The sequence below is a fragment of the Ornithinibacter aureus genome (assembly GCF_009858245.1).
GTDB lineage: Bacteria > Actinomycetota > Actinomycetes > Actinomycetales > Dermatophilaceae > Fodinibacter > Fodinibacter aureus.
On the sequence record NZ_VMSB01000001.1, the window covers coordinates 2,734,313 to 2,758,182 of the forward strand.

The window sequence follows — 23,870 nt, forward strand, 5'->3', positions numbered from 1 at the left end:
ACTCTCAGCGTCCGGCTTCGCCAGCCCGCTCGCCTTCGCCAGCCCGCTCGCCTTCGGCAGCCCGCTCGGCCTCGTCGAGCCGCTGTTGGAGCCGGTCGCGCACCTCGTCGGGGGTGTAGGCGCGTCGTTCGCGTTCGTTGCGGGCGACCAGGGCCCCGGTCGCGACGACGCCGACGAGCCCGGCGATGCCGGCGATCTTCCACACGCGGTTCGAGGGGCGCATGGGCTCAACCCTAGCGACGGTCCGCGAGGGTGTCAGGACCCGGAGAACAGCCGCCGCTGAGCCGCCCGCCAGGAGTCGTCGACGTAGTAACGGTCAGCCCATGTGCCGGTCTCGTCGAGGTGCCGACTCCATTGTGAGACACCGGTGTTGACCTCACGGTCCTGCGCCATCGCGCGGAAGGCGAAGTGCATGAACAGGCGGTGGTACTCGGTGAGGTAGATGTCGGCGACCCGCCTCACGGCCCGTCGCGAGGACGACCTCGTGCGTCCCGCCCGGATGATCAGGGTGTGCTCCTCGTTGGTCGACGTCGAGGCGTTCGAGTAGTTCGCGGAGCCGGTGAGGATCGTCGGGTCGGGGCCGAGGGGGTCGATGAGGATGATCTTCGTGTGGATGTAGCGCACGTGGGTGTTGAAGCCGGTGAGTCGTTCCGTGGCCCACTGCTGGAGCGGGTCGCCCATGAGATGGCTCCCGGTCGAGATCCGCACGTGGTCGTCGGTGCGCGGGATGGCGGCGGTCGGGGGCGGCACCTTCTCCAGGAGCACCGTGCGGGTCACCGGTGACCGGTCGACCGCGAGGCGGTCACGGAAGACCTGGTGCAGGCCGAACGCCCCGGTGACGTGCGCCGAGCTCGTCGCCGCGTCGAACAGCTCGGCGTACCAGTCGAGCAGCGAGGTGCCGGTCAACGGGGAGAAGACGCTGCTGACCCCGCCGCCGACGGGGACCGTGCGTTCGGGAGCGGGGTCCGCGGTGTGGACGGCGCGCAGGTCGGCGATGGGGAGGCCGTCGCGCAGCCGCTCCCACTCGGCCTCGAACCGCGCGGCGACCGCGCGGTCACGCACGACGTGGCCGACGTTGGAGTGTCCGTAGATCGCCCCGAGGGTGAGGTTGGTCGACCCGGTCCACACCGCCTCGGGGATGCCGCGCCGCGACAGGACGAGGAACTTGTGGTGGTGCAGGGCACTCTTGATCGGCGCGGTGCGCCAGGTCACGAGGTCCTCGACGCCGTTGGCGACGACCGCCGCACGGGCCATCTCGGCGGTGCGGTCGTTGTTGGCGGCACCGGCATCCCGGTCCCTGCCGTGCACGACGAGGTGCACGTCGGCCCCGCGGTCGCGCGCGGCACCGAAGGCCTGCAGGGCGCGTCCCCACGTCAGCTCGTAGAGCGCGCCGTGGATCGACCACTCGTCGTCCAGGGCCTCCGCGCAGAACGCGAGCAGCGCCTCCCCGAGCCCACGGGAGAGCCAGGCCATCGCCGGGTGGGTCTCGTCCGGTGTCGACGTCGGTACCCAGCCCGCGAACTGCCGCGCGAAGGCCTGCGAGCCTGCCACCCCGCGGTTGAACCAGACCCCGTGCTCGCCGTCGTCCTCGACCTCGGTGCGCACGGTGAGCGACACCGTCGCGGTGGGAACGGGAGTGGCTGGCGGCCCCCCGAGGGCGGACACGGCATACGTGTAGTGGTGGCCGGGCTTGGCGGAGTAGTCGCCCCACTGGAAGCCCTGCACCGGGTGCGCGTTCGTCGGCCAGTCCGACCCGGGCGGCGGGTCGGGCACGACGCTGCCGAAGGTCTTCATGCCCCGCAGCCAGCGGGCCTCACCCTCGGTGTGGTCGGTGCGGTGGATCGCGAACCCCAAGCAGCCGGCCGGGTCGTCGAGGCTGAACCCGAGCAGCACCGTGTGGGTGCCGGCCACGGCCTGCACCGCGAGTCCTTGCTTCCTGCGCCGAGTGCGCACCCCCTCACCGTAGGCCGTCGCGCACCTCGGGGGGAAGGGTGCGGCACCGCGGGCTCCGACCGTCCCTCCATCGACCAATAGGTCATCACAGGGACACCGCCAACCGTCGACGGTGGGCACACTGTTTCCGGGCCGATGCGCCTTTGGGTACTCGTTTGTGTGGTGTCAGCCGAGCCGGCCTTCGCCACAGTGAAATTGCGCTTCCGTTTGCGAGCCATCTGGGATGGATGCATTGTTTCTCGCACGTCGGCCACCTGGCCGCCGTCCCACGGATGGATCGCCGAAACAGTTCTTCTGAACTAGGACGGGCTCGGCGTTCTTCCACTTGTCACGGGGGTTTCCGAAGATGAATCGTGTCAGGTTCGTTTCGTCGTTTTCGGTAGGTGCATTGACAATCGCCACGGCTCTCCTGGTGGCGACGCCGGTCACGGCATCGACGGGGGAGGACGTCACAGTGGCGTCAGGCACCGTTCAATCAGGCTCAGGCGTTCCGGTGCAGGCCAGAGTGATTGCTTACGCGTGGCCAAGCAACGCAGCCGTGGCCGCAACGCCCGAGGGGGGTGGGTTGCAGCTATTTCCGGTCGGCTCGGTCCTCACCTCGGCCGCGGGGTCGTACACCCTGAACCTCGCGCCAGAAGACCTGGAGATGTTCACGGACGCCTTCGGCAATGTCAATCTCGAGATTGTCAGCGTCACTGCCGACGGACGCTCGGCCGCGACGTCGACGTCGCTCAGTACGGACAGCGGCGTCGAAGGCGCGCCTCTGACCATGGCGGAAGCAACGCCGGACCTCACGGTCATCACTCAGAGTGCACCGAAGGGCACCGACGCTGATCTGCTGGCGGACTTCGTTGACATGGGGCAATCGCCGACGCAGGCGGCTGCCAGCGCTTTCGCACTCCAGACCCCCGCCTGCGGATCCATCTACAAGGGCAGCCTCGGGTCGCGGACCGTGTGGGTGGGGGGAACCTACTCGACGACGTCCGGCGTCACAGGTGACTTGGTCTATGTGCGCGGCGCGGACAGTGCGCTTGGAGTTGGAGTCTCTGTGACTGGCAAGTACGGAAGTTTCAAGGCGAGCGGAACTGCGTCGGTTTCAACCTCCGACACCATCAACTTCCCAAGTTCCACGGGTCGACGGCACTACTACACGAACTTCGAGTACGGAAAGTACCTCGTCGGGTGTACCGGATCAATGAAGTACATCGCGCGCCCTCGTTCGTACATCGGTGGCTCGAGTGTTTGGACTCCTTCGACCGTGCCGACCGCGAACTACTGCACGTCCTACGTCAACGGCACCACGGTGACCAAGAACAGGACGACGGCATATCAGAACACGGCCGGCGTCGACATCTCGGCCGCGATCGGGTTGGACCTGTCATCGAGGACCGGATACCAGACGGACGCCGCCGTCACCTACAAGTTCACGGCCACCCGTCGGCTCTGTGGCGTCACCGGGTACCCCGGCGGGACGCCCAGTCGCCTCGTCGCGAAGCTTTGAGATCACCCGCCCTTGGCTCGCTGCTCGCCACAACCCTGCTCCTGGCCTCAGGTTGTGACGAGGGGGTGCGGGCACAGGACGGCCCGCTGTCATTCGGAGAAGGGGAAGGGTCCATTTGCCTGGAGCGAAGTGCGGGGGCTGGTGAGTACACGTTCGGAAACGAGGTCCTGTCCGTGGAGGCCGGTGCACGCGTTCGCATGACCCGCGTCGCGTTGGAAGGTGCCGAGGGCGTTGACTTGCGTGAGTCGTACGTGGTGCCGATCGCGGGCCAGACACTTGTGGGCCTGGCCCCTGGCTGGCCGCCAGCGGAGGCCAGTTCGTGGCCTCCGCTGGCGAAGGCGGAAGGCTCTTCGGTGGCGTCCAGCGACGGGGACACGAACCTGGTGCTCCGGCTGGAGTTGACCGTGGCTGAGGCGCGCTTCGCCAGCGTCAGCATCGACTATCAGGCGGATGGACAGAAGTACCGGGCACAGAGCAGGTACTCGGTTGAAGTCGCGGCGCGGTGTTCCCCATGACCGATGGATGCGATCGACACGGCTGATACCGCTTTGGCAGTCGCGCACAATGACTGCATGCCGATGCGCGCCCGCAGGACCACCGTCCCGTTCGACGAGGCCATCGAGGCCACCCGCACGGGCGACCTGTGGCTCTTTCGCGGGGGGTCGGTCGCCGACCGGGTCATCCAGACCGCGAGCAACGCCCCGGTCAACCACGTCGGGATGGCCGTGGTGCTCGACGACCTGCCCCCGCTCATGTGGCACGCCGAGCTCGGCCGGTCGCTGCGTGACCACTGGACCGGCGACCACCACCGGGGGGTGCAGCTTCACGACCTACGCGAGGCGGTGACGACGTGGCAGGTGAAGTACGGGCAGGGCGCCTGGGTGCGCCAGCTGACCCCCGAGGTCGGGCGTGAGCAGGAGGATGCCGTGCTGCGCACCATCGCCCGCCTCAACGGGGTCTCGTTTCCCACGACCGTGGGGATGGCCTGGCGCTGGCTCAAGGGCCGCGACGCGTACCTGTCCAAGCGGGCTGCCGAGGAGAAGTCGGTGCGCCCCGAGGCCGTCTACTGCGCCGAGGTCGTCGGCGTGACGCTGGAGGAGATGGGCATCCTCGACGACGACGTGCCGATGAACTGGTACGACCCGGGCCGGTTCTGGAGCGGCGACACCCTCTCGCTGCGTCCGGGGTGGGCCTACGGGGTCGAGGTCGGTGTCGAGCCCGCGGCCGAGCGCGCCCCGCGCTGACGCCGCACCCACGGCAGCCCGACCGCGACGACGCCGGCGGCGAGCACGATGGCGGCGGCGAGGGCACCCCAGAGCAGCGACCACGCGGCGATGGCCAGGCCCTCCCACGCCAGGTTCGAGAACACCAGGTCCGGCCGTGCGCGGGACGCGAGCCAAGCCCCGGAGACGAAGGCGACCGACGTCAGCACCATGAGGGCGAGCCCGATGCCGGCCGAGCGCGCCACGGCTGCGGCGGCGGGAGCCTCGAGCGGGCCCTCCGCCGAGTCGTCCACCCGGTGGGCGAAGGTCTCGAAGACGTCAGGGACGGCTTGAGGGGTGCGGCGGCGCATCCACCGAGCATACGGCGGTCGAGGAGCCAGGACACGCCGCGACCCCAGCAGGATCCCGTGCATGTCATGGCTCCTCGATCTCGGGCTGAGGTCGAGCAGAGGTCGAGCAGAGGTCAGGCTGAGGTGAGGGCCCAGCCGAGCCAGGCGGCGCCCAACCCGAGCGCCAGTGACAACGCCACGTTCACGACGGCGTGGTGCCGCCGGTCGTCCTCCATCGCGTCCCAGACCTCGAGGGCCAGGGTCGAGAACGTCGTGAGCGCCCCGCAGAAGCCGATCCCCACGAGGGCCATCGGCGCACCGTCGGCCCCCGTCCCGACGAGCAGCCCGAGCACGAACGACCCCACGACGTTGACGAGCAGCGTGCCGGCGACTGCGGTGCCGCCGAGGCGCTCGCGCACCCAGTGGTTGGTCAGGTAGCGCGCAGGGGCCCCGAGCGCCGCACCCACGGCCACGAGCAGGGCGTCGACGACCGTCATGGGCCCGGCCAGACACGTTGCCCCACAGCCGACCCCGCGGCCACGGCCAGGGTCCCGACGAGGAAGGTCGCCGCGACGTAACCCAGCGCGAGCTGGGCCCGGTCAGCGGCACCGAGCGCCACGGCATCCATGGCCAGGGCCGAGAACGTCGTCCAGCCGCCGAGCACCCCGACGCCGACGAACGGCCGCGCCAGCCGGTGCACGCCCGGCCGGTCGACGAGGTAGGCGACGAGCAGCCCCATGGCGAAGGCGCCGGTGACGTTGACGACCAGGGTCGCCCACGGGAACCCGCCCACCCCGTGCGGCAGGGCCACGCCCACGGCGTACCGGCCGAGCGAGCCGATGACCCCGCCGAGCGCGATGGCGCCGAGCACCCCGAAGGACACCCTCGAGCCCGCTCCCGGCATCAGCGTCAGGCCCTGATGGTCTCGAGGTAGTCGGCGATGCGCCCGATGGCCTCGGTCAGCACGTCGACGTCGGGCAACGTGACGAGCCGGAAGTGGTCGGGCTCGAACCAGTTGAAGCCGGTGCCGTGCGTCACGAGGATCTTCTTGGCGCGCAGCAGGTCGATGACGAACGACTCGTCGCTCTCGATCGGGTAGACCTCGGGGTCGAGCCGGGGGAAGCAGTAGAGAGCACCCATCGGTTCGACGCACGAGACGCCCGGGATCTCGTTGAGCAGGCGCGCGGCGAGCTTGCTCTGCTCGTAGAACCGGCCGCCGGGCACGACGAGCTCGGTGATCGACTGGTAGCCACCGAGCGCCGTCTGGATCGCGTGCTGCGCCGGCACGTTCGCGCACATCCGCATGTTCGCCAGCAGGGTCAGCCCCTCGAGGAAGTCCGAGGCCAGGTGCTTGGGCCCCGACACCATGACCCAGCCGGCCCGGTAGCCGCACACGCGGTAGGCCTTGGACAGCCCGCTGAAGGTCAGGCAGAGTACGTCGTCCTCGGCGAAGGTCGCCGCGTGGTGGTGCACCGCGTCGTCGAAGATGATCTTCTCGTAGATCTCGTCGGCCATGACGACGAGGTCGTGGCGGCGGGCGATGTCGACCAGGGCCCGCACCGTCTCGGGCGAGTAGACGGCGCCGGTGGGGTTGTTGGGGTTGATGATGACGATCGCGTGGGTGTTCGCGGTGATCTTGGACTCGATGTCCTCGAGGTCGGGGTTCCAGCCGTTGCTCTCGTCGCAGCGGTAGTGCACGGGGGTGCCACCCGACAGCGAGACCGCGCCGGTCCACAGCGGGTAGTCCGGCGCCGGGACGAGGATCTCGTTCCCGTCGTCGACGAACGCCTGCAGCACCATCGAGATCAGTTCGGAGACACCGTTGCCGATGAAGACGTCATCGACGCCGGTCTCGGTCAGCCCGCGCGACTGGTAGTACTGCGCGACGGCGGTGCGGGCCGAGTAGATGCCTCGCGAGTCCGAGTAGCCCTGGCTGTCGGGCAGGTTGTGCACGATGTCGGCGACCATCGACTCCGGCGCCCTGAACCCGAACGGGGCCGTGTTGCCGATGTTGAGCTTGAGGATCTCGTGCCCCTCGGCCTCGAGCCGCTGGGCCTCCACGAGGATCGGCCCCCGGACGTCGTACCGCACGTGCTGGAGCTTCTTGCTCTGGATGATCCGCCGCATGACGCCATCCTGTCAGCCCGGGTTGCGGGGGTCTTACCGATTTATCGGATGCCGTGGCACGCATCACGTCGCCACCTACCCTTGCGAACGTGGTGCGCATCCTGCTCGTCGAGGACGACGCGACGGTTCGCGAGGCCGTCGCGGCCTACCTGACCCGCTCGGGGTACACCGTGGATGCCGTGGCGGCCGGGGACGCTGCCATCGAGCGCTACGTGGAGTCACCGGCAGACCTCGTGCTGCTCGACCTGATGCTGCCGGGCCTCGGCGGGTTCGAGGTGTGCCGCCGCCTGCGCTCGATCCGCCGTGACCTGCCCGTCGTCATGGTGACCGCGCGCGGTCAGGAGCACGAGCGGGTGCAAGGGCTCCAGCACGGGGCCGACGACTACGTGACCAAGCCGTTCAGCCTGCGCGAGGTCGAGCTGCGAATCCGCTCGGTGCTGCGGCGGGCGAGCGCGCCGGCATCCGAAGGGGTGTACGACGTCCTGCGCGACGGGGACCTCGTCGTCGACCTCGGTGCCCGGTCGGTGACCCGTGGTGGTGCCCCGGTGGCACTCACCTCGCGTGAGCTCGACCTCCTCGCCTGGCTCCTGCAGCACCCCGGCACCGTCTGGGGGCGCGACGAACTGCTGCGCGAGGTCTGGGGCTGGGAGGTCGGCGACGCGTCGACGGTCACGGTGCACGTCCGGCGCCTGCGCGAGAAGGTCGAGGTCGACCCGAGCGCGCCCCTGCGCCTCGTCACCGTATTCGGCCGCGGTTACCGCTGGGACCGCACCGACCCGGCAGACCCGGCAGACCCGGCCGCCGGGTGAGGCGGGGTCACATGGAGTCGAAGCCGCTCAGCAGGATGAAGTACATGACCAGCCCGATCACCGCGCCCACGAGGGCGGCGAGCACGCCGACCAGCGCGCCCCGAAGCCTCGTGGCGCCCTCCCCGTCGAACACCAGCGCCGTGAGCGGCAGGCTGAAGATGCCGAGCAGCACGAGGACCGCACCGACGAGGAGCCGACCGGTCCACGCCACCATCGAGCTCACTTCGCCCACCGACCTCTCCGCCGTCTCGCCGACGACACTGGCGCCGAGCGGGGAGTGACCGGTGGGTCCTGAGGCACATGCCGTCATCCTCTCGGCGACGGTGACGAGTGTGGTCGGCGCGGCCGGGGCGCTCGGCCTGTCCCGGGTGGCGCGCGAGCGGCCCTCGGGCGCGGCGTTCGGCGCCCCGGTCGTGCTCGTGGCGGCGGTGGCGGCCGGGGTGGCCGTCGCCAGCCGCTCGATGCTCATCGGCGAGGACGACTACCGCACGCTCGTGTTCGTGCTCCTCGCCGGCGCGCCGATGGCGGTCGTCGTGGGGCTCGTCCTGGCTCGGCGGGTGCTTCGCCTGGAGCGCGAGGCGGCCCGCGAGCGCGCCGAGCGCGAGAGCGCCCTCGAGGTCGAGCAGTCGCGCCGCGAGACGGTGCGCTGGCTCTCGCACGACCTGCGCACCCCGCTCGCCGGCATCCGGGCGCTCGCGGAGTCGCTGGCGGACGGCGCCGTCGCCGACCCGCCGGCCGCGCACGCCCGCATCGTCCACGAGGTCGACCGGCTCGACGTCATGGTCGACGACATCGCCGAGCTGTCGCGGCTGCACGGGCCGCAGCCGACCTCGCGGGCGGGGCGGTGTGCGCTCGACGACCTCGTCTCGGATGCCGTGGCGACCGTCGCGCCGTTGGCCGCCGCCGCCGACGTGGACGTCATCGCGGGTGACCTGGCCGGGGTCACCGTGGAGGTCGACCCGCGGGCGGTGACCCGGGCCGTGACCAACGTGCTGCGCAACGCCCTCCAGCACACCCCTGCAGGGGGCCGGGTCATCGTGACGACGCAGGTCCGGGGCGGGCAGGTGCTCGTGGACGTGTCCGACGGCTGCGGCGGCATCGCGACGGGCGACCTCGAGCGGGTCTTCGAGCCGGGGTGGCGCGGCGACGAGTCCCGGCACGACCGGGGGATGGGTCTGGGCCTGACCATCGCGCGCGAGGTGGCCCGATCCCACGGCGGGGATGCCGTGGCCACCAACCGCGGTGACGGCACCGGATGCACCGTCACCCTCTCCCTTCCGGCGCACCGTCTTACCCGCTCATGACGTCGGGCAGGCTGCGATGGCGCGGGCGTGCTGCCATGACGTCCACTGGTGTCCTCACCACCTCCACCACCGACACCCGGGAGCCACCCATGCGTCGCCGACCGTCCCTGACCCTGATCGCCACCGGCGCCGTGAGCGCCCTGCTCCTGACGGCCTGCGGCTCCGCGACGCAGGACACCGCGGCACCGGCGGCGTCCAGCGCGCCGAGCGCGCCGAGCGCCACGGCATCCGCCCCGGCGAGCAGCACGCCGTCGGCCTCCGCGTCGCCGTCGACGAGCCCGTCGGCCACCGGCGAGACCATGGCGGCCGGCGCCTACCTGACCAAGGCCGAGTACCAGAGCCAGATGGCGCAGCGCGCCGGCACGAAGGTCGTCTACTTCTTCCACGCCTCGTGGTGCCCGACCTGCCGGGCGACCGAGAAGGCCATCGAGGAGGACGGCATCCCCGCCGGCCTCACGGTCGTCAAGATCGACTTCGACTCCGAGACCGACCTGCGCAAGACCTACGGCATCACCCAGCAGCACACGTTCGTCCAGGTGAACGAGGACGGCGACGAGCTCGCGAAGTGGACGGGCACGATCTCGGGCGCGGACATCAAGGCCAAGACGGTCTGACGTGCTGCTCGCCCTCACGGGTGCCCTGCTCGCCGGGGCGCTGACCACCCTGGCCCCCTGCGCCCTGTCGCTGCTACCCGTCATCGTGGGCGGCTCGGTGTCCGGTGCGTCCGACGGGGCCGCGGTGCGTCGGGCACTGCTCGTGACGGGCTCGCTCGGGGCGTCGGTCTTCGTCTTCACCCTGGCGCTGAAGGCCACGACCGCGCTCATCGACGTGCCGCCGTCGGTGTGGCGGTGGATCAGCGGCGGATTGTTGATCGCCCTCGGCGTCGTCGCGGTCATCCCCGAGCTGTGGGACCGGGTGTCGGTGGCCACGGGGCTCAGCAGCCGCAGCGCCCGGGGCCTGTCGGCAGCCAACCAACGCGGGGGCACCCTCGGGGCGGTGCTCACCGGGGCGGCGCTCGGGCCGGTGTTCACCTCGTGCAGCCCGCTCTTCGCGTATGTCGTCGTCACCGTGCTGCCCGCCGAACCGGCCCGCGGGCTGGCGCTGCTCACGGCCTACGTCATCGGGCTGGTCAGCGTGCTGTTCGCCATCGCCCTCGCCGGCCAGCGCCTGGTGCGGCGGCTGCGCTGGGCGGCTGACCCGCACTCGCTGTTCCGCCGTGGGCTCGGTGTGCTCTTCGTCGTCATGGGGGTGCTCATCGCGACCGGCCTGATGCAGGACGTCGAGGCCTGGGTGCTCGAGAACTCGCCGATCGCGCCGTGGGAGATCGGCGCCGACATCGGTCGCTGAGCGTGCGCGCGGGCGCGGCGGACGCACAAGCTCGGATCGCACGCAGTAATTGGTGCGTGCGCTCCGAAGTGCTGCGTTGAGCTGGGTGCCCCGCCGTCGGGCAGACTCGCGGCATGGACGACGTCGTCGTGGAGCGGGTGCTGCGGGCCGTCGAGCTCGTGCCCCGCGGGCGGGTCGTGTCGTACGGCGACCTCGCCGCGCTCGTCGGCATCGGCCCTCGCCAGGTCGGCACGATCATGGCGACCTACGGCTCGAACGTCACGTGGTGGCGCGTGACCAACGCGTCGGGCGACCTGCCGGTGCAGCTCATGGACGAGGTGCGCGAGCGCTGGGCCGCCGAAGGCATCCTTCTCAAACCCAACGGCCGTGGATGCCGCATCGCCGGGTATCGCGCGGACCTCACCGTGCTCGCGGCCGGGTATCAGCGGGCCGTCGCCGATCTCGCGTGAAGCAACCTCGTGGGTGAGACTGGGGCATGAGCCCCCGATCGATCGCACCCCTGGCTGCGGCAGTGCTGCTCGCCTCCGTGACGCTTGCCGGGTGCTCCGGTGACGACGGTGTCGGCGAGGTGCCCGTGACGCCGACGCGGACGGCATCCGACGGTGTTTCCCCGAGCGGTGGGGCGACGGCGAGCCCGGCCCCGCGCAGCGCCGAGGTGCCCGCGTTGGATGTCGAGGTGGTCGCGAAGGGGTTCGAGCACGGGTGGGACATCGGGTTCCTGCCGGACGGTCGCGCGCTGGTCACCGAGCGGCCGGGCCGCATCTCGATCGTCTCGGGGCTGCGCGAGGGTGCGACGCGGACGACGGTCGAGGCCGACCTCGACGACCTCTTCGTGTCGGGGGAGGGTGGCCTGATGGGTATGGTCGTGCACCCCGACTTCGCGACCTCGCGCCTGTTCACCACCTGCCAGACCCACCAGGAGAACGGCCAGCCGAAGGACGTCCGACTCGTCACGTGGAAGCTGTCGGCCGACGGCACCTCGGCGCAGAAGTGGCGCGACCTGCTGACCGGCCTGCCGATCTCGACGGGGAGGCACTCGGGGTGCCGACCGACGATCGCCCCGGGCGCGGTGAACGACTCCGGGGAGGACGAGCTGTTCGTCGGTACCGGCGACGTGGCGCAGGCCGACGTGCCGCAGAGCCGCACCAGTCTCGGGGGCAAGGTGCTGCGGCTCGACCTGGAAACCGGCTTTCCGTTGAGCGGCAACCCGTTCTTCAGCCTGGAGGGCGAGCGCGAGCGGTACGTCTACAGCTACGGGCACCGCAACATCCAGGGGGTGGCGGTGCAGCCGGGCACAGGTGCGATCTACACGGCTGAGCACGGCCCGAGCAACAACGACGAGGTCAACCTGATCACGGCCGGCGGCAACTACGGCTGGGACCCCTCGCGCAAGGGCATGGTCGACGAGTACGACGAGAGCGTGCCGATGACCGACCTCGAGCTCTACCCGGATGCCGTCCCCGCCGTGTGGCAGTCGGGCGAGCGGACCCAGGCCATCTGCGGCGCGGCCTTCCTCGAGGGAGACCAGTGGGGTGCGCTGGACGGGGCGCTCGTCATCACCGCACTCAAGGGGTCGAAGCTGCTGGTGCTGACCCTGGCCGATGACGGGTCGGTCGAACAGGTCGCGGTGCCGCAGGAGACCGACGGGCCGTTCGGGCGGATGCGGGCGGCCCGCCTCGGGCCCGACGGTGCCCTGTACGTCACGACGACCAACGGCGACGACGACCAGCTCCTGCGGATCACCCCCCGCGCCTGACTGCCCTGCCTCCTGGCTGTCCAGCCTCTGAATGCCCGCACGCTGCCTGTCGTATCGAGAGGTCGAGACACGCCCGGGATCCTCGAGCGGCGCCGGCATGTCTCGACTCCTCGATCCGGGCGACGGCCGGAGCCTGTGGATAAGTCCGAGGGGGCCGGGCCGGTCCCGGGCATCGTGGGCCCATGGGGGATGTCGCGCTGCCACTGGACCTGGCATCCCGCCCCTTCACGGTCGCGCAGGGGCGGGCGGCCGGGCTGCGCCTGCCCGACCTGCGCACCACCCGGCTGCACTCACCGACGTACGGCGTGCGAGCAGGGTCGGCGCCGACCTCGCTGACCGAGCGGGCGGCCGCCTTCGCGGTGGGGATGCCGTCCGACGTCGCCTTCTCGCATGTGACCGCGGCCCAGCTGCACGGGCTGCCGTTGCCGCAGGGTCTCGAGGCTGCAGAGATCCTGGATATCTCGAGGCCTTCTGCGCACCCGCGGATTCGCCGCCAAGGGTGCCGCGGCCATCGTGGGCTGGAACGTCGTGAGGTCGTCGATCTCGGTGCCCTGCGAGTGGTCGGGCTCGCCGACACGTGGTGCGACCTGGCCGAACTGGCACCGGGTGACATGGGTGTTGACGACCTCGTCATCGTCGGTGACGTCATCGCCGACCGCCTCGAGCCGGGAGGTGTTGCCGCGCTGCGTGCTGCCCTCGACGCACGGGTCCGTCCGCGAGGAAAGGCCCGACTCCTGGAGGCCGGAGCGCTGGTGCGCGTGGGCTCGCGCTCGCCGATGGAGACCAGATCTCGGCTGATGTTCCACCGCGCGGGCTTTCCCGAGCCGCAGCTGAACTCGGACGTCTTCGATGCCCACGGTGGGTGGCTGCTCGAAGGAGACCTCGTCTGGCACCAGCACCGTGTCATCGGTGAGTACCAGGGGGCTGATCACGCGGACAGGAAGCGCCGCAGCGCCGACAGCTTCCGCATCGGCCTCGCCGAGGACGAGGACTACACCGTCATCGAGATCTTCGCCGAGGACGTCTTCCGACCTGCTCGCAGGTGCACGCTGCTCCACCGCTTCGCCCGCGCCATGGATCTCGACCCCGCCACCCTGACCATCGGCTGAGGCCCAGTGGGCGACGTGCTGGCCTCGATCTGCCCCGGAGCCAGATCGAGGAGTCAAGACATGCCCGGGATGCTCGAGGGGACCCGGCATGTCTCGACCCCTCGACCGGGGCTCGGCGGCTCTGGCCCGTCCGGTTCCGATCCCACCTTCGGGTCCGACCCGTCGTTCGAGTCGTACTCCGCGAGCGCTCCGCCGCCCCCTCCGGTGGATCCACCTCCGGCGCCCCCGGCGTGGTCGCCACCGCCCCCACCCCCGCCGCCTGCCGGGTCGTACCCGCCACCCCCGCCGGCTCCCTACCCGTCGAGCGCGGCCGGTGCCTACCCGGCACCCCCGCCCGCGCCGGGCCCTGCACCGCTGCCCACCTCGGACGCAGGCGCCGGGCAACCGGCAGACCTCGTCCCTCGCTTCCTCGCCAAGCTCGTCGACGTCGTGGTGATGTTCTTCATCAACCTCGTCGTAGCCACCTTCGTGGCGTTCGGCCTCAACAGTGGCTATGCCCGCACGGCCATGGCTGCCCTGCTGTCCACCGCGGTCACGCTGGCGTACTACGCCTTCCTCGAGTCGTCGCGCGGCCAGACCGTCGGCAAGATGGTCGTGGGCCTGAAGGTGCAGAACCTCGCTGGGCAGAACCCGACGATGGAGCAGGCGCTCAAGCGCAACGTCTACATCGCCCTGGGCTTCCTCACCATCATCCCCATCCTCGGGTTCCTCGGGTCGCTGGCGCAGCTGGCAGCCGTCATCTACATCGCGGTGACGATCAACAGCGACCGCCCGTTGTTCCGCGGCTGGCACGACAAGTTCGCCGACACGCAGGTCATCAAGACCCGCTGACCCGGCCGCTCCTCAGGCGTCGACGATCGTCGTCACCACGTCGGTCACCGACGGCGAGCGCGGGGTCGAGGAGAACCCGAAGCGACACGGCGGGTCCACGGGCCGCAGGTCGCCGAGGGGGATGCCGTCGAGCACCCCCCGCATCGACGTCACCGCGTGCATGTCGCGCGCCCCGTAGTACTCGCGCCTGCCCGCTCGGGCCTGCCCGCGGGTGCGCACTCCCCGCAGGGCCGCCCTGGCGACGGGGTCGACAGCGGTGGCGAACGCCGGGCTGGCCGACACGGCAGCCGGCACGAGACGCAGCAGGTGACCCAGCGGCATCCGAGCACCGACCTCGAGGGTGAGGGCCAGCGACGGGCTCGTGAACTCCCAGTGTCCAGGTCGGACCTCGTCAGTGACGACGACCGGCTCGACCCTCACCTCGTCGAAGGTGTAGGTCGTCGACACCAACTCGGCGACCTGCTCGGAGGGTGCCAGCAGCATCCGGTGGCCGTCGGCCCGCTCGACCATCGCGTCGGCGAAGGTGCCGAACGGGCTGTCCTGCCACCACCCCACGACGACGCGGGTGCCGGACGTCGACCCTACCCCGGCGATCTGCCCACGAAACGTCTGGCGCGCACCCATGGGAGCCATCATCGCCACTAGGGTCCGAGCATGGCAGCGACGCTCACCTCGACGGCGCGCCGCGGCTACGGGCTGGGCTCGGTCGCGACGGGGTCGTTCGGCACGGTGCCCGGCCTGCTCCTGCTGCCCTATCTCACCGATCGGCTGGGGATCGCCGCTGGCCTGGCCGGGCTCATCGTCTTCCTGCCCAAGGCCTGGGACGTCGTCCTCAACCCGGTCGCCGGCCGGATCAGCGACCGGTCCACGCACCCGGGAGGTCGTCGGCGGCCGTTCCTCATCTGGTCCGGCACGGCTCTGGCGGTGGCGTTCGTGCTGCTGTTCAACGGGCCGACCTCACCGAGCGGGTTGGCCGCGACCTGGGTGGTCGTGACCTTCATCGTCTGCGCCAGCGCCTACGCCTTCTTCCAGGTTCCGTACGTGGCGATGCCGGCCGAGATGACCGACGACTACGACGAGCGCACCCGCCTGATGACGTGGCGGGTGGCCATCCTCGCCCTGGCCATCCTCGTCAGCGGCGGGTTGTCGCCGATGATCCGTGACGCGCTCGGGCCGCAGTGGGGCTATCGCGGGGTGGGGCTGTTCGTCGGCGCGTTGATCCTGCTCGGCACCCTCGGGGTCTGGCGCGGCACCCGGGACACCCCGATGTCCCGTGCGGCGACGGCGGGCGGGAGTGTGGCCGACCAGCTGCGGGTCGTCGCGGCATCCCCGCCGTTTCGCACCCTGCTGCTCGTCTTCGTTCTCCAGGCGCTCGCGACGGGGGCCATGCTGGCGGGGGTCGACTACGTCGCGCGGGTGCTGCTCGGTGGGGGAGCGGCCTCGACGGTGCTGTTCCTGTGCTTCGTCGCGCCGGCCCTGCTCGTGACGCCGCTGTGGCAGCGGGTCGGTGAGGCCCGCGGCAAGCGCACGGGGTACCTGTGGGGCTCGGTGCTGCTGCTCGTCGGGGCCGCGGCGACGCTGGCCACGGTGCGCGTGGGGTTGGCCGCGGCGGCGCTCAGCGTGGCCGTCGTCGGCATCGGGTACGCCGCGTGCCAGATGTTCCCGCTCGCCATGCTGCCCGACGTCGCAGCGGCGGACACGGCGGCGACGGGGGAGGACCGCGCCGGGACGTACACCGGCGTCTGGACGGCCGGGGAGACGCTGGGCCTCGCGATCGGCCCGTTCCTGTATGCCGCCGTGCTCACCATCGGCGGCTACGTGTCGTCGACGGATGCCGGTGCGCGCCAGCCGGATTCGGCGCAGCTCGCGATTGCTCTCGGGTTCACCGTGGTGCCGGCCGTGCTCGTCGCGGTCTCCTTGGTGTTCCTGCGCAGGTACCGACTCGACGTGGAGGTGGCCCGATGACCGCGATGCCGACGGACGAGGTGCTCGCCACCCTGCGGATGCTCCAAGGCCTCGATCTGCCCGCTCACGGGGGCCGCACCCTGGCCTACGTCTACGACTCGGGCCTGGCCGACGCCGATGCGGTCGGCCTCGAGGCCCTGGCCATGTTCGCCGGCTCGAACGGGCTCGACCCGACCGCGTTCCCGTCGCTGCTGATCATGGAGAACGACCTCGTCGCCCTCGCCGGTGACCTGCTCGACGCCCCCGACGGGTTCGCCGGCTCGGTCACCTCCGGCGGCACCGAGTCGATCCTGCTCGCCGTGCTGGCCGCCCGCAAGGGCAGCGACCATCCGTCCCCGAGCATGGTGCTGCCCACCTCGGCGCACGCGGCGTTCCACAAGGCCGCGGCCTACCTCGGGGTGCGGGCCGTGCTCGTCGACGTCGACCCGGTCACCCTGCGGGCCGACCCGGCCGCCATGGCGGCGGCCGTCGACGACTCCACCGTGCTCGTCGTCGCCTCGGCCCCGTCCTATGCGCACGGCGTCATCGACCCCGTGCCCGAGATCGCGGCGCTGGCGGCGGCCCGCGGCATCCGCTGTCACGTCGACGCCTGCATCGGCGGGTGGGTGCTGCCGCACCTTGACGTGGCGACGCCGTGGACCTTCGCGGTCGAGGGCGTCACGAGCGTCAGCGTCGACCTGCACAAGTACGCCTACACCCCCAAGGGGGTCTCGGTGCTGCTGCACCGCACCGCGGCGCTGCGCAGCACCCACCTGTTCGCCTCGGCGACCTGGCCCGGCTACACGATGCTCAACGCGACGATGCAGTCGACCCGCTCTGGTGGCCCGCTGGCGGCGGCGTGGGCCGTGACCCGCCGCATCGGGCTCGACGGCTACGCCGAGCTCGCCCGGCGGGCGCGCGAGGCGACGCTCGCGATCGCGACGGCCGCGGACGGCATCCCGGGTCTGCGGGTGCTCGTCACCCCTGACTCGACCCTGCTGGCGCTCGCGACCGACGACTCGTGCGATGCCTTCACCGTCGCCGACGAGATGCTCGAGCGGGGGTGGTACGTGCAGCCGCAGCTGTCGTTCGGTGACCTGCCGCCGACCCTTCACCTCACCCTCTCGGCAGCGACCGCGCCCGCGGTCGACGAGTTGGTCGACGATCTCTCGGATGCCGTCGCGGCGGCCCGCGCGGCCGGCCCGGTTCGCGTGGACCCGGGTGTCGCTGCGGTGGTCGGGGGCCTGGACCCTGCGTCCCTGGACGAGGCTGGGTTCGCCCGGGTCCTCGCGGCGGCCGGGCTCGCGGGCGCTGACGGGTCGTTGGCGTTGCCCACCCGGATGGCGGGCGTGAACGCGCTGCTCGATGCCTGCCCGCCAGCTCTGCGCGAAGCGCTGTTGGTGGGGGTGCTCGACCGGCTGTCCCGGCCCACGCCCCGCGGACCGAATGGCAACTCCTGACGTGAACGCCTAGGTTTTCGGTGCGCTCGATCGACGGGATCGAGCCGCACCGACTCGGCCCGGCGGGCACTGCCGCAGAGTAGGTTGTGCCGCGAGATCGCCCTCCGGGCAGCGTCAACGACAGGATTTCCATGCAGCTCCCTGAACTGATCCTCCTGCTTCTGCTCGTCCTGGTGGTGGCTGCTGTCATCGCCGTCGTGGTGCGCCGGGGCAACGCCAAGCCAGAGGGTGGGCAGCACTCACACTCCCAGCACGTGGGCTCGCAGGCCGAGTGGCTGGATGCAGGTGACCGGACGGAACCAGTTCGTGCTGCGGCGGCTCCGGCTGCTGTTGCTGGTGCTTCAGCGGCCGCCGGTTCGGCCGAGGCGTCTGAGCAGCCGGCCGAACCGGCCGATGCCGATGGCCCTGACACCCTGGACGTCCCTGACACCGTGGACGACGCGGAGACAGCTGCGGACGCGGTGGCTCTGGAGGATGGCGGAGCAGTAGTGGTCGTGGTCGAGGACGCGGCGATGACCCGCGCAGAGCGCCGTGAGGCCCGTGAGGCTGCCGAGGCGGCTCAGGCCGAGCCGGCCGTCGAGCAGGGCAGCACCGAAGACGACTCGGCCGACGATGCCGAGGCTGCCTGGCCGGTTCCCGTCCCGCGGAGCGACCCCGAGGCCGAGCGGATCGCCACAGCAGCCGAGTACCGCGATGAGGTCACCGCGGCGGACCCGCTCACCGAGGACATCGCCATCCCGGCCAACGAGTGGGGCGGCCCGCACGAGGTCGAGCCCGTCGTCGAGCAGCAGCCCGAGCCGGAGCCCGTCGTCGAGCCGGAGTCCGAGCCCGTCGTCGAGGAGCAGCCCGAGCCGGAGCCCGTCGTCGAGCCGGAGTCCGAGCCCGTCGTCGAGGAGCAGCCCGAGCCGGAGCCCGAGCCGGAGCCGGCCGGTCGCCGCATCTCCGGTTTCCTCGAGCTGCGCGACGGCGGCTACGGGGTCGGGTCCGCCGCCCCCATCGAGGACGGCGCCCAGCCGCTGGACCACCCGGTGCAGGCCTACCGCGACACGATGACCTTCCGCGAGCCGGGTGTCCCGGGCTACGACTCGGCCGACCCCGACGTCTGGTTCTACGACGCCGCCGCCGCCGAGCGGTCAGGCTTCCGCCCCGCGGACGGCTGACGCCCACCCCGCGGACGGCTGACGCCCGTCTTCTGGCCACCTCGCAACCAGCGCGCGGCCACCCGATAGGTTCGAGACAGATCCCGTAGGCCGAGAGGAATGTCGTGCGCATCGGAGTGCCCCGTGAGACCCGTCCCGGTGAGACGCGCGTGGCCGCGACACCGAAGACCGTTGAGCAGATCATCGCGCTCGGGTACGCGGTGTTCGTCGAGACCGGGGCCGGTGCGGCGTCGAGCTTCGACGATTCCGCCTACGCGCGCGCGGGTGCGGACGTCATCGACGACGCCGTCTGGAACGCCGACGTCCTGCTGAAGATCAACGCCCCCTCGGATGCCGAGATCGCCCGGTTGCGCCCGGGTCAGGTGGTCGTCTCGCTGCTCGCCCCCGCGTTGAACCCCGACCTCGTCGACGCGCTCGCCGCGCGCGGGGTGACCGCGCTCGCGATGGATGCCGTGCCGCGCATCTCGCGGGCGCAGTCGCTCGACGTGTTGTCGTCGATGGCGAACATCGGCGGGTACCGTGCGGTGGTCGAGGCGGCGCACGAGTTCGGGTCGTTCTTCACCGGCCAGGTCACGGCGGCGGGCAAGGTGCCGCCGGCAAAGGTCCTCGTCGTCGGGGCCGGCGTGGCGGGTTTGGCAGCGATCGGCACGGCGAACTCCCTCGGGGCGATCGTGCGGGCGTTCGACGCCCGGCCCGAGGTGGGGGAGCAGGTCGAGTCGATGGGCGCCGAGTTCCTGCGCATCGATGTCGAGGAGACCGGCCCGTCCGCCGACGGGTACGCCAAGGAGACCAGCGCCGACTTCGACGCCAAGGCGGCAGCGCTCTACGCCGAGCAGGCCGCTGACGTCGACATCGTCATCACCACGGCCCTGATCCCGGGTCGCCCGGCACCACGGCTGCTGACCGAGGCCATGGTGGCGTCGATGAAGCCGGGCTCGGTCATCATCGACATGGCCTCCTCCAACGGCGGCAACGTCGCCGGATCGGTCGCCGACGAGAAGGTCGTCACCGCCAATGGGGTGACCATCCTCGGCTACACCGACCTGCCGGGGCGCCTTCCCACGCAGGCCTCGCAGCTGTTCGGCACGAACCTGGTGAACCTGCTCAAGCTGCTCACCCCCGACAAGGACGGTGAGCTGACCCTCGACCTCGACGACGTCGTGCAGCGCGGCATGACGGTGGTGCGTGAGGGTGAGGTGTTGTGGCCCCCGCCGCCGGTTCAGGTCTCGGCGGCCCCGGCCGCGACCGACCTCGTGCCCGCCTCGGCCGCCCCGGCCAAGCCGGTCAAGGAGCCGATGAGCGCGAACCGCCGTCTGGGCCTGATGGGGGTCGGGGCCGCGCTGTTCCTACTGGTCGCCGCCGCCTCCCCGCAGCCGTTCCTCGGCCACTTCATGGTGTTCATGCTCTCGGTGGTCATCGGGTTCTACGTCATCGGCAACGTCCACCACGCCCTGCACACCCCGCTGATGTCGGTGACGAACGCGATCAGCGGCATCATCGTCGTCGGTGCGATCCTCCAGGTCGGTCACGACACCTGGCTCGTCACCGTGCTCGCGTTCATCGGCATCCTCGTGGCGAGCATCAACGTCTTCGGTGGGTTCCGGGTGACGGCCCGAATGCTCCAGATGTTCACGCGTGAGGAGCCTGCTCGATGAGCGTGCCCGTGACCCTCGTGCAGGGGGCCTACATCGTGGCGGGGTTGGCCTTCATCCTCGCGCTGGCCGGGTTGTCCCGGCACGAGACCGCTCGGTCGGGCAACCGGTTCGGCATCATCGGCATGAGCATCGCCCTCGGGGCGACGATCCTGGCCGCGACCGCGGGGACGTCCGTCTCCGCCGGTGGCCTGGAGCTGTCCTCCGTCGGCAGCGGCTGGTTGGGCCTGGCGCTGATCCTCGCGGCGATGGGCATCGGGGGCGCGATCGGGCTGGACCGGGCCAAGAAGGTCGAGATGACCGGCATGCCCGAGCTCATCGCGATGCTGCACAGTTTCGTCGGTCTCGCGGCCGTGCTCGTGGGCTGGAACTCCTCGGTCGAGAAGACGCCGTACCCCGTGATCCACGACGTCGAGGTCGCGGTCGGGGTGTTCATCGGTGCAGTGACGTTCACCGGCTCGATCGTCGCGTTCCTCAAGCTGTCGGCGCGCATCAAGTCGGCCCCGCTCATGCTTCCCGGGCGCAACTGGCTCAACCTCGGCGCCATCGGGGCGTTCGCCGTCCTGACCCTCGTCTACGTGCTGATGCCGCACGACGCGGGCCTTGCGCGCGGTCTCGTCCTCGCCCTGATCACGGTGGTCGCGCTAGCCCTGGGCTGGCACCTCGTCGCCTCCATCGGTGGCGGTGACATGCCCGTGGTCGTGTCGATGCTCAACAGCTACTCCGGCTGGGCGGCGGCCGCGGCCGGGTTCCTGCTCGGCAACGACCTGCTCATCATCACCGGTGCACTGGTCGGTTCCTCGGGTGCGTACCTGTCCTACATCATGTGCAAGGCGATGAACCGGTCGTTCATCTCCGTCATCGCCGGCGGGTTCGGCGTCGAGGGTGGCACCGTGGCCGCTGACGTCGACTACGGCGAGCACCGCGAGATCACCGCCCAGGGCGCTGCCGAGATGCTCGCCAACGCCCGGTCGGTGGTCATCACCCCCGGGTACGGCATGGCCGTCGCCCAGGCGCAGTACCCGGTCGCCGACCTCACCCGCAAGCTGCGTGAGCGCGGCATCGACGTGAAGTTCGCGATCCACCCGGTCGCCGGTCGCCTGCCCGGACACATGAACGTCCTGCTCGCCGAGGCCAAGGTGCCCTACGACATCGTCCTCGAGATGGACGAGGTCAACGACGACCTCGCCGACGTCGACGTCGTCCTCGTCATCGGGGCCAACGACACCGTCAACCCCGCGGCATCCGAAGACCCCTCCTCGCCCATCGCGGGGATGCCGGTCGTGCGGGTGTGGGAGGCGGCGAACGTCATCGTGTTTAAGCGCTCCATGGCCACGGGCTACGCCGGCGTGCAGAACCCGCTCTTCTTCAAGGAGAACTCGCAGATGCTCTTCGGCGACGCCAAGGACCGCGTCGAGGACATCATCAAGGCACTCTGAGCCTTTCTCAGGGCTCGAGGGCCACGGGGTTCTCGGCTTCGCGCCACGCGGCTCGACAGGCGAGGCCGACTGCGGCGACGGCAACGACCAGCACCAGCAGGGCAAAGGCTCCGACGATGGACGGGCCCTCCGGTTGCAGCGTCACCAGCCCAGCGAAGAAGCCGGTCGGCCCTGCCCAGATGAGGCGCTGGCGGGTGCGGCGCTGGAGGCCTTCGCTGGCGACGGCGCACCCCAGCCCGACCAGCCAGACGGGCGCGCAGAGAAGCATGAGGTAGAGCGCTTCGACTCCGTTGAGGGCGAAGAGGCTCACCTCCTCGGGCCAGCCGGGTTCGAGAGGGGTGACGCCCGCCTGCCGCAGACCGGTGACCTTGACCCAGAGCACGAGCAGGAGCCCTGGCAGCGTCGCCAGCGCGGTGGCCAGGCTCGCCACGCGAATGAGCCCCGGGGTGGTGGAACTGGTGGTGGAGTTGGCGTTGGTGCGGGCCGCGGCTGCGACCTGCTCCGGCGGGCCGAGACGCAACAGCGTCGCGTTCACCACGGCATCCGACCCATGGCCAGCAGCGATCTCGGCGTCGAGGTGCTCTCGAACGGACGCGAGGATGTCGTCGCGCTCACCAGGGTCGATGTCGGCCAGCATGCGCGCGAGGTCGTCGAGGTAGGCCTCGACCTGCGGGTGGGTGCTGCTCATGGGTGTCCCCCTTCGAGTGCGGCGTCGACGGCGTCGCGAAACGTCGTCCAGGTCCGGCGGAACGCGGCGAGAGCGGTGTGGCCGTCGTCGGTCAGCGAGTAGTAGCGGCGAGGTGGACCCGCGGTCGACTCCGCCCACGTCGTCTCGACCAGGCCCTGCTTCCGGAGGCGGGCCAGCAGGGGGTACAGCGTCCCCTCGCCGGAGAGCAGCACGTCATCGGCGCCGAGCCGACGGGCGATGTCGAGCCCGTAGAGCGCTTCGCCGTCGAGCATCGCGAGGATGACGTGCTCGAGAGCGCCGCGACGCAGGTGCGTCAAGATGACGCTGTCGCCGGGTTCCATGCGTCACAAGGTAGCACCCCGCGATGCGAAATGAGGGTCGTGGCGTCAGCGAAGCCAGTGCTGTCCGGGGAACGGCTCCGGGTTGGCAGCGACCCAGCGGGCAAGGCGATCAGCGAGCCCTGCGGCCATGGCGCCACCCGGGGGCAGGGTGCGGCGAAGGGTGAAGACGAGGACGAACCCGCGCTCACCGGCGAAGTCGGCGACGTTCTCGGTCAGCACGGCCCACGATCGAACTCGCGCGAACTGCGCGATCGCCGCGTCGTCGGTGTGGGCGAGTCCGAGTTCGCTGACGTGGTAGGTCTGTAGTCCGTGCTCCTCGCGGGCGAGGGCCGCAGCCTTGGCCGGGAGCATCTCGTCGATCAGGACCGTGATCACGCGTGCAGCGCGTCTCGGGCCGCCACGAGGTCCTGGGATCGGGCGATCGCTGCCTCGTGGCGGGCGATGAGATCGGTGACCTCGTCGGTGTGGGCAGCGGCGAACTCGATCGCGAGCTCGATGAGCGAGGGTGCCAGACCGCTTTCGGCGTGCACCTGCTCGACTCGGGCGCGCAGCGGCCCCGAGACCTCCTGTACGCGGGCCACCACCTCCCAGACATCCGGCCCGCCCGCGATGGCTGCTCGACGGCTGCCCGTGGGGCCCCGGTAGACGATCCCCGGGTACTCCGCCGCACGGGTGGCTTCCAGGATGAGCTGTTCGAGCGCTGAGGTGACGGAGGCACCGCTGCGCGCGGCGTACTCGGCCAATGCGTTGCGGGCGCTGTCGCTGAGACGGAATGACGTGCTCGTGCCCATGACGATCTCCCACCGGTGGCGTCGTGCAGTGCAGCGCAGTGCGACGTAGCGCATCGTAGTGCATGCGCGTGGTGGCAGACCACCCGTCCCGCTGAGAGTGCCCGCC

At 70.9% G+C, this 23,870-nt stretch carries 28 protein-coding genes; 16 read left to right on the forward strand and 12 right to left on the reverse strand.

Translation table 11 applies throughout. The features are described from left to right. Nucleotides 1-4: 4 nt before the first annotated feature. Together C8E84_RS12940 and C8E84_RS12945 are read right to left on the reverse strand one after the other, a co-directional pair. Nucleotides 5-223, reverse strand: coding sequence for a hypothetical protein (locus tag C8E84_RS12940; RefSeq protein WP_159902743.1), 219 nt, complete (start codon nt 221-223; stop codon nt 5-7). Nucleotides 224-255: 32 nt separating this feature from the next. Continuing rightward, a complete protein-coding gene (locus tag C8E84_RS12945; RefSeq protein WP_159902745.1) occupies nt 256-1,953 on the reverse strand; it encodes a phospholipase D-like domain-containing protein in 1,698 nt (565 codons plus the stop codon). Between the two features lie 538 nt (nt 1,954-2,491). Between C8E84_RS12945 and C8E84_RS12950 the strand changes: the two genes are divergently transcribed. From C8E84_RS12950 to C8E84_RS12960, 3 genes are all read left to right on the forward strand, one after another. After that, a complete protein-coding gene (locus C8E84_RS12950; protein WP_159902747.1) occupies nt 2,492-3,454 on the forward strand; it encodes a hypothetical protein in 963 nt (320 codons plus the stop codon). Nucleotides 3,455-3,651: 197 nt separating this feature from the next. Then, nucleotides 3,652-3,969: a hypothetical protein gene (locus C8E84_RS12955; protein ID WP_159902749.1), complete on the forward strand. Its 318-nt coding sequence runs from the start codon at nt 3,652-3,654 to the stop codon at nt 3,967-3,969. 57 nt (nt 3,970-4,026) lie between these two features. After that, nucleotides 4,027-4,698 (forward strand): hypothetical protein, encoded by a 672-nt coding sequence (locus tag C8E84_RS12960; RefSeq protein ID WP_159902751.1) that lies wholly within the window; start codon nt 4,027-4,029, stop codon nt 4,696-4,698. Here C8E84_RS12960 and C8E84_RS12965 read toward each other — a convergent pair. Genes C8E84_RS12965 through C8E84_RS12980 form a run of 4 tightly spaced genes read right to left on the reverse strand, consistent with a single transcriptional unit; the run spans nt 4,647 to nt 7,133 of the window. Further along, on the reverse strand, nt 4,647-5,090 hold the full coding sequence (locus tag C8E84_RS12965; RefSeq protein ID WP_159902753.1) for a hypothetical protein: 444 nt from the start codon (nt 5,088-5,090) through the stop codon (nt 4,647-4,649). The two genes, C8E84_RS12960 and C8E84_RS12965, sit on opposite strands and share 52 nt — an antisense overlap. A gap of 50 nt (nt 5,091-5,140) precedes the next feature. Then, a complete protein-coding gene (locus C8E84_RS12970) occupies nt 5,141-5,503 on the reverse strand; it encodes a fluoride efflux transporter FluC (protein ID WP_159902755.1) in 363 nt (120 codons plus the stop codon). Next, a complete protein-coding gene (locus C8E84_RS12975) occupies nt 5,500-5,910 on the reverse strand; it encodes a fluoride efflux transporter FluC (RefSeq protein WP_159902757.1) in 411 nt (136 codons plus the stop codon). The genes C8E84_RS12970 and C8E84_RS12975 overlap by 4 nt, the downstream gene beginning before the upstream one ends. Before the next feature lie 5 nt (nt 5,911-5,915). Next, nucleotides 5,916-7,133, reverse strand: a complete 1,218-nt coding sequence (locus C8E84_RS12980) for a pyridoxal phosphate-dependent aminotransferase (RefSeq protein ID WP_159902759.1) — start codon at nt 7,131-7,133, stop codon at nt 5,916-5,918. A gap of 89 nt (nt 7,134-7,222) precedes the next feature. Here C8E84_RS12980 and C8E84_RS12985 point away from each other — a divergent pair, with 89 nt between their 5' ends. Then, nucleotides 7,223-7,942: a response regulator transcription factor gene (locus C8E84_RS12985; RefSeq protein ID WP_159902761.1), complete on the forward strand. Its 720-nt coding sequence runs from the start codon at nt 7,223-7,225 to the stop codon at nt 7,940-7,942. Nucleotides 7,943-7,949: 7 nt separating this feature from the next. Here the strand turns inward: C8E84_RS12985 and C8E84_RS12990 are convergent, their stop codons facing one another. After that, complete coding sequence (locus tag C8E84_RS12990; RefSeq protein WP_159902763.1) at nt 7,950-8,174, reverse strand: hypothetical protein; 225 nt, start codon at nt 8,172-8,174, stop codon at nt 7,950-7,952. Nucleotides 8,175-8,226: 52 nt separating this feature from the next. Here C8E84_RS12990 and C8E84_RS12995 point away from each other — a divergent pair, with 52 nt between their 5' ends. The 7 genes from C8E84_RS12995 to C8E84_RS13025 all read left to right on the forward strand — a co-directional run bounded on the left by C8E84_RS12995 (nt 8,227) and on the right by C8E84_RS13025 (nt 14,289). Next, nucleotides 8,227-9,246, forward strand: a complete 1,020-nt coding sequence (locus tag C8E84_RS12995) for a sensor histidine kinase (RefSeq protein ID WP_159902765.1) — start codon at nt 8,227-8,229, stop codon at nt 9,244-9,246. A 35-nt stretch (nt 9,247-9,281) separates the two neighbouring features. Continuing rightward, nucleotides 9,282-9,860: a thioredoxin family protein gene (locus C8E84_RS13000; protein ID WP_159902767.1), complete on the forward strand. Its 579-nt coding sequence runs from the start codon at nt 9,282-9,284 to the stop codon at nt 9,858-9,860. 1 nt (nt 9,861) lies between these two features. Further along, nucleotides 9,862-10,593 (forward strand): cytochrome c biogenesis CcdA family protein, encoded by a 732-nt coding sequence (locus C8E84_RS13005; protein ID WP_246196928.1) that lies wholly within the window; start codon nt 9,862-9,864, stop codon nt 10,591-10,593. A gap of 113 nt (nt 10,594-10,706) precedes the next feature. After that, nucleotides 10,707-11,042: an MGMT family protein gene (locus tag C8E84_RS13010; protein ID WP_159902769.1), complete on the forward strand. Its 336-nt coding sequence runs from the start codon at nt 10,707-10,709 to the stop codon at nt 11,040-11,042. A 26-nt stretch (nt 11,043-11,068) separates the two neighbouring features. Further along, nucleotides 11,069-12,349 (forward strand): PQQ-dependent sugar dehydrogenase, encoded by a 1,281-nt coding sequence (locus C8E84_RS13015; RefSeq protein WP_159902771.1) that lies wholly within the window; start codon nt 11,069-11,071, stop codon nt 12,347-12,349. A 182-nt stretch (nt 12,350-12,531) separates the two neighbouring features. Continuing rightward, a complete protein-coding gene (locus C8E84_RS13020) occupies nt 12,532-13,458 on the forward strand; it encodes a hypothetical protein (protein WP_159902773.1) in 927 nt (308 codons plus the stop codon). A 60-nt stretch (nt 13,459-13,518) separates the two neighbouring features. Continuing rightward, nucleotides 13,519-14,289 (forward strand): RDD family protein, encoded by a 771-nt coding sequence (locus tag C8E84_RS13025; protein ID WP_159902775.1) that lies wholly within the window; start codon nt 13,519-13,521, stop codon nt 14,287-14,289. A 12-nt stretch (nt 14,290-14,301) separates the two neighbouring features. Here C8E84_RS13025 and C8E84_RS13030 read toward each other — a convergent pair whose 3' ends face one another. Then, nucleotides 14,302-14,913, reverse strand: a complete 612-nt coding sequence (locus tag C8E84_RS13030; RefSeq protein WP_159902777.1) for a hypothetical protein — start codon at nt 14,911-14,913, stop codon at nt 14,302-14,304. A 30-nt stretch (nt 14,914-14,943) separates the two neighbouring features. On the opposite strand from C8E84_RS13030, the gene C8E84_RS13035 reads away from it, so the two are divergent. The 5 genes from C8E84_RS13035 (at nt 14,944) to pntB (ending at nt 21,944) form a co-directional block, all read left to right on the forward strand. Continuing rightward, entirely contained in the window at nt 14,944-16,254 is a 1,311-nt protein-coding gene (locus C8E84_RS13035; RefSeq protein WP_159902779.1) for an MFS transporter, read from the forward strand. After that, nucleotides 16,251-17,693 carry a pyridoxal phosphate-dependent decarboxylase family protein gene (locus C8E84_RS13040; RefSeq protein ID WP_246196929.1) on the forward strand — a complete coding sequence of 481 codons (1,443 nt, stop codon included), beginning with the start codon at nt 16,251-16,253 and terminating at the stop codon, nt 17,691-17,693. Before C8E84_RS13035 ends, C8E84_RS13040 begins: the two co-directional genes overlap by 4 nt. Before the next feature lie 131 nt (nt 17,694-17,824). Continuing rightward, nucleotides 17,825-18,853 (forward strand): sunset domain-containing protein, encoded by a 1,029-nt coding sequence (locus C8E84_RS17870; protein ID WP_211675555.1) that lies wholly within the window; start codon nt 17,825-17,827, stop codon nt 18,851-18,853. A gap of 104 nt (nt 18,854-18,957) precedes the next feature. After that, a complete protein-coding gene (locus C8E84_RS13050) occupies nt 18,958-20,508 on the forward strand; it encodes a Re/Si-specific NAD(P)(+) transhydrogenase subunit alpha (RefSeq protein WP_159902781.1) in 1,551 nt (516 codons plus the stop codon). Then, nucleotides 20,505-21,944, forward strand: a complete 1,440-nt coding sequence (gene pntB / locus C8E84_RS13055) for a Re/Si-specific NAD(P)(+) transhydrogenase subunit beta (protein ID WP_159902783.1) — start codon at nt 20,505-20,507, stop codon at nt 21,942-21,944. Before C8E84_RS13050 ends, pntB begins: the two co-directional genes overlap by 4 nt. 7 nt (nt 21,945-21,951) lie before the next feature. Here pntB and C8E84_RS13060 read toward each other — a convergent pair whose 3' ends face one another. Genes C8E84_RS13060 through C8E84_RS13075 form a run of 4 tightly spaced genes read right to left on the reverse strand, consistent with a single transcriptional unit; the run spans nt 21,952 to nt 23,818 of the window. Beyond that, on the reverse strand, nt 21,952-22,632 hold the full coding sequence (locus C8E84_RS13060) for an HAAS signaling domain-containing protein (RefSeq protein WP_159902785.1): 681 nt from the start codon (nt 22,630-22,632) through the stop codon (nt 21,952-21,954). Continuing rightward, nucleotides 22,629-22,973: a PadR family transcriptional regulator gene (locus C8E84_RS13065; RefSeq protein ID WP_159902787.1), complete on the reverse strand. Its 345-nt coding sequence runs from the start codon at nt 22,971-22,973 to the stop codon at nt 22,629-22,631. The genes C8E84_RS13060 and C8E84_RS13065 overlap by 4 nt, the downstream gene beginning before the upstream one ends. Nucleotides 22,974-23,018: 45 nt before the next feature. Further along, on the reverse strand, nt 23,019-23,348 hold the full coding sequence (locus C8E84_RS13070; RefSeq protein WP_159902789.1) for a DUF5615 family PIN-like protein: 330 nt from the start codon (nt 23,346-23,348) through the stop codon (nt 23,019-23,021). Then, complete coding sequence (locus C8E84_RS13075; RefSeq protein WP_159902791.1) at nt 23,345-23,818, reverse strand: hypothetical protein; 474 nt, start codon at nt 23,816-23,818, stop codon at nt 23,345-23,347. Before C8E84_RS13075 ends, C8E84_RS13070 begins: the two co-directional genes overlap by 4 nt. Nucleotides 23,819-23,870 lie beyond the last annotated feature (52 nt).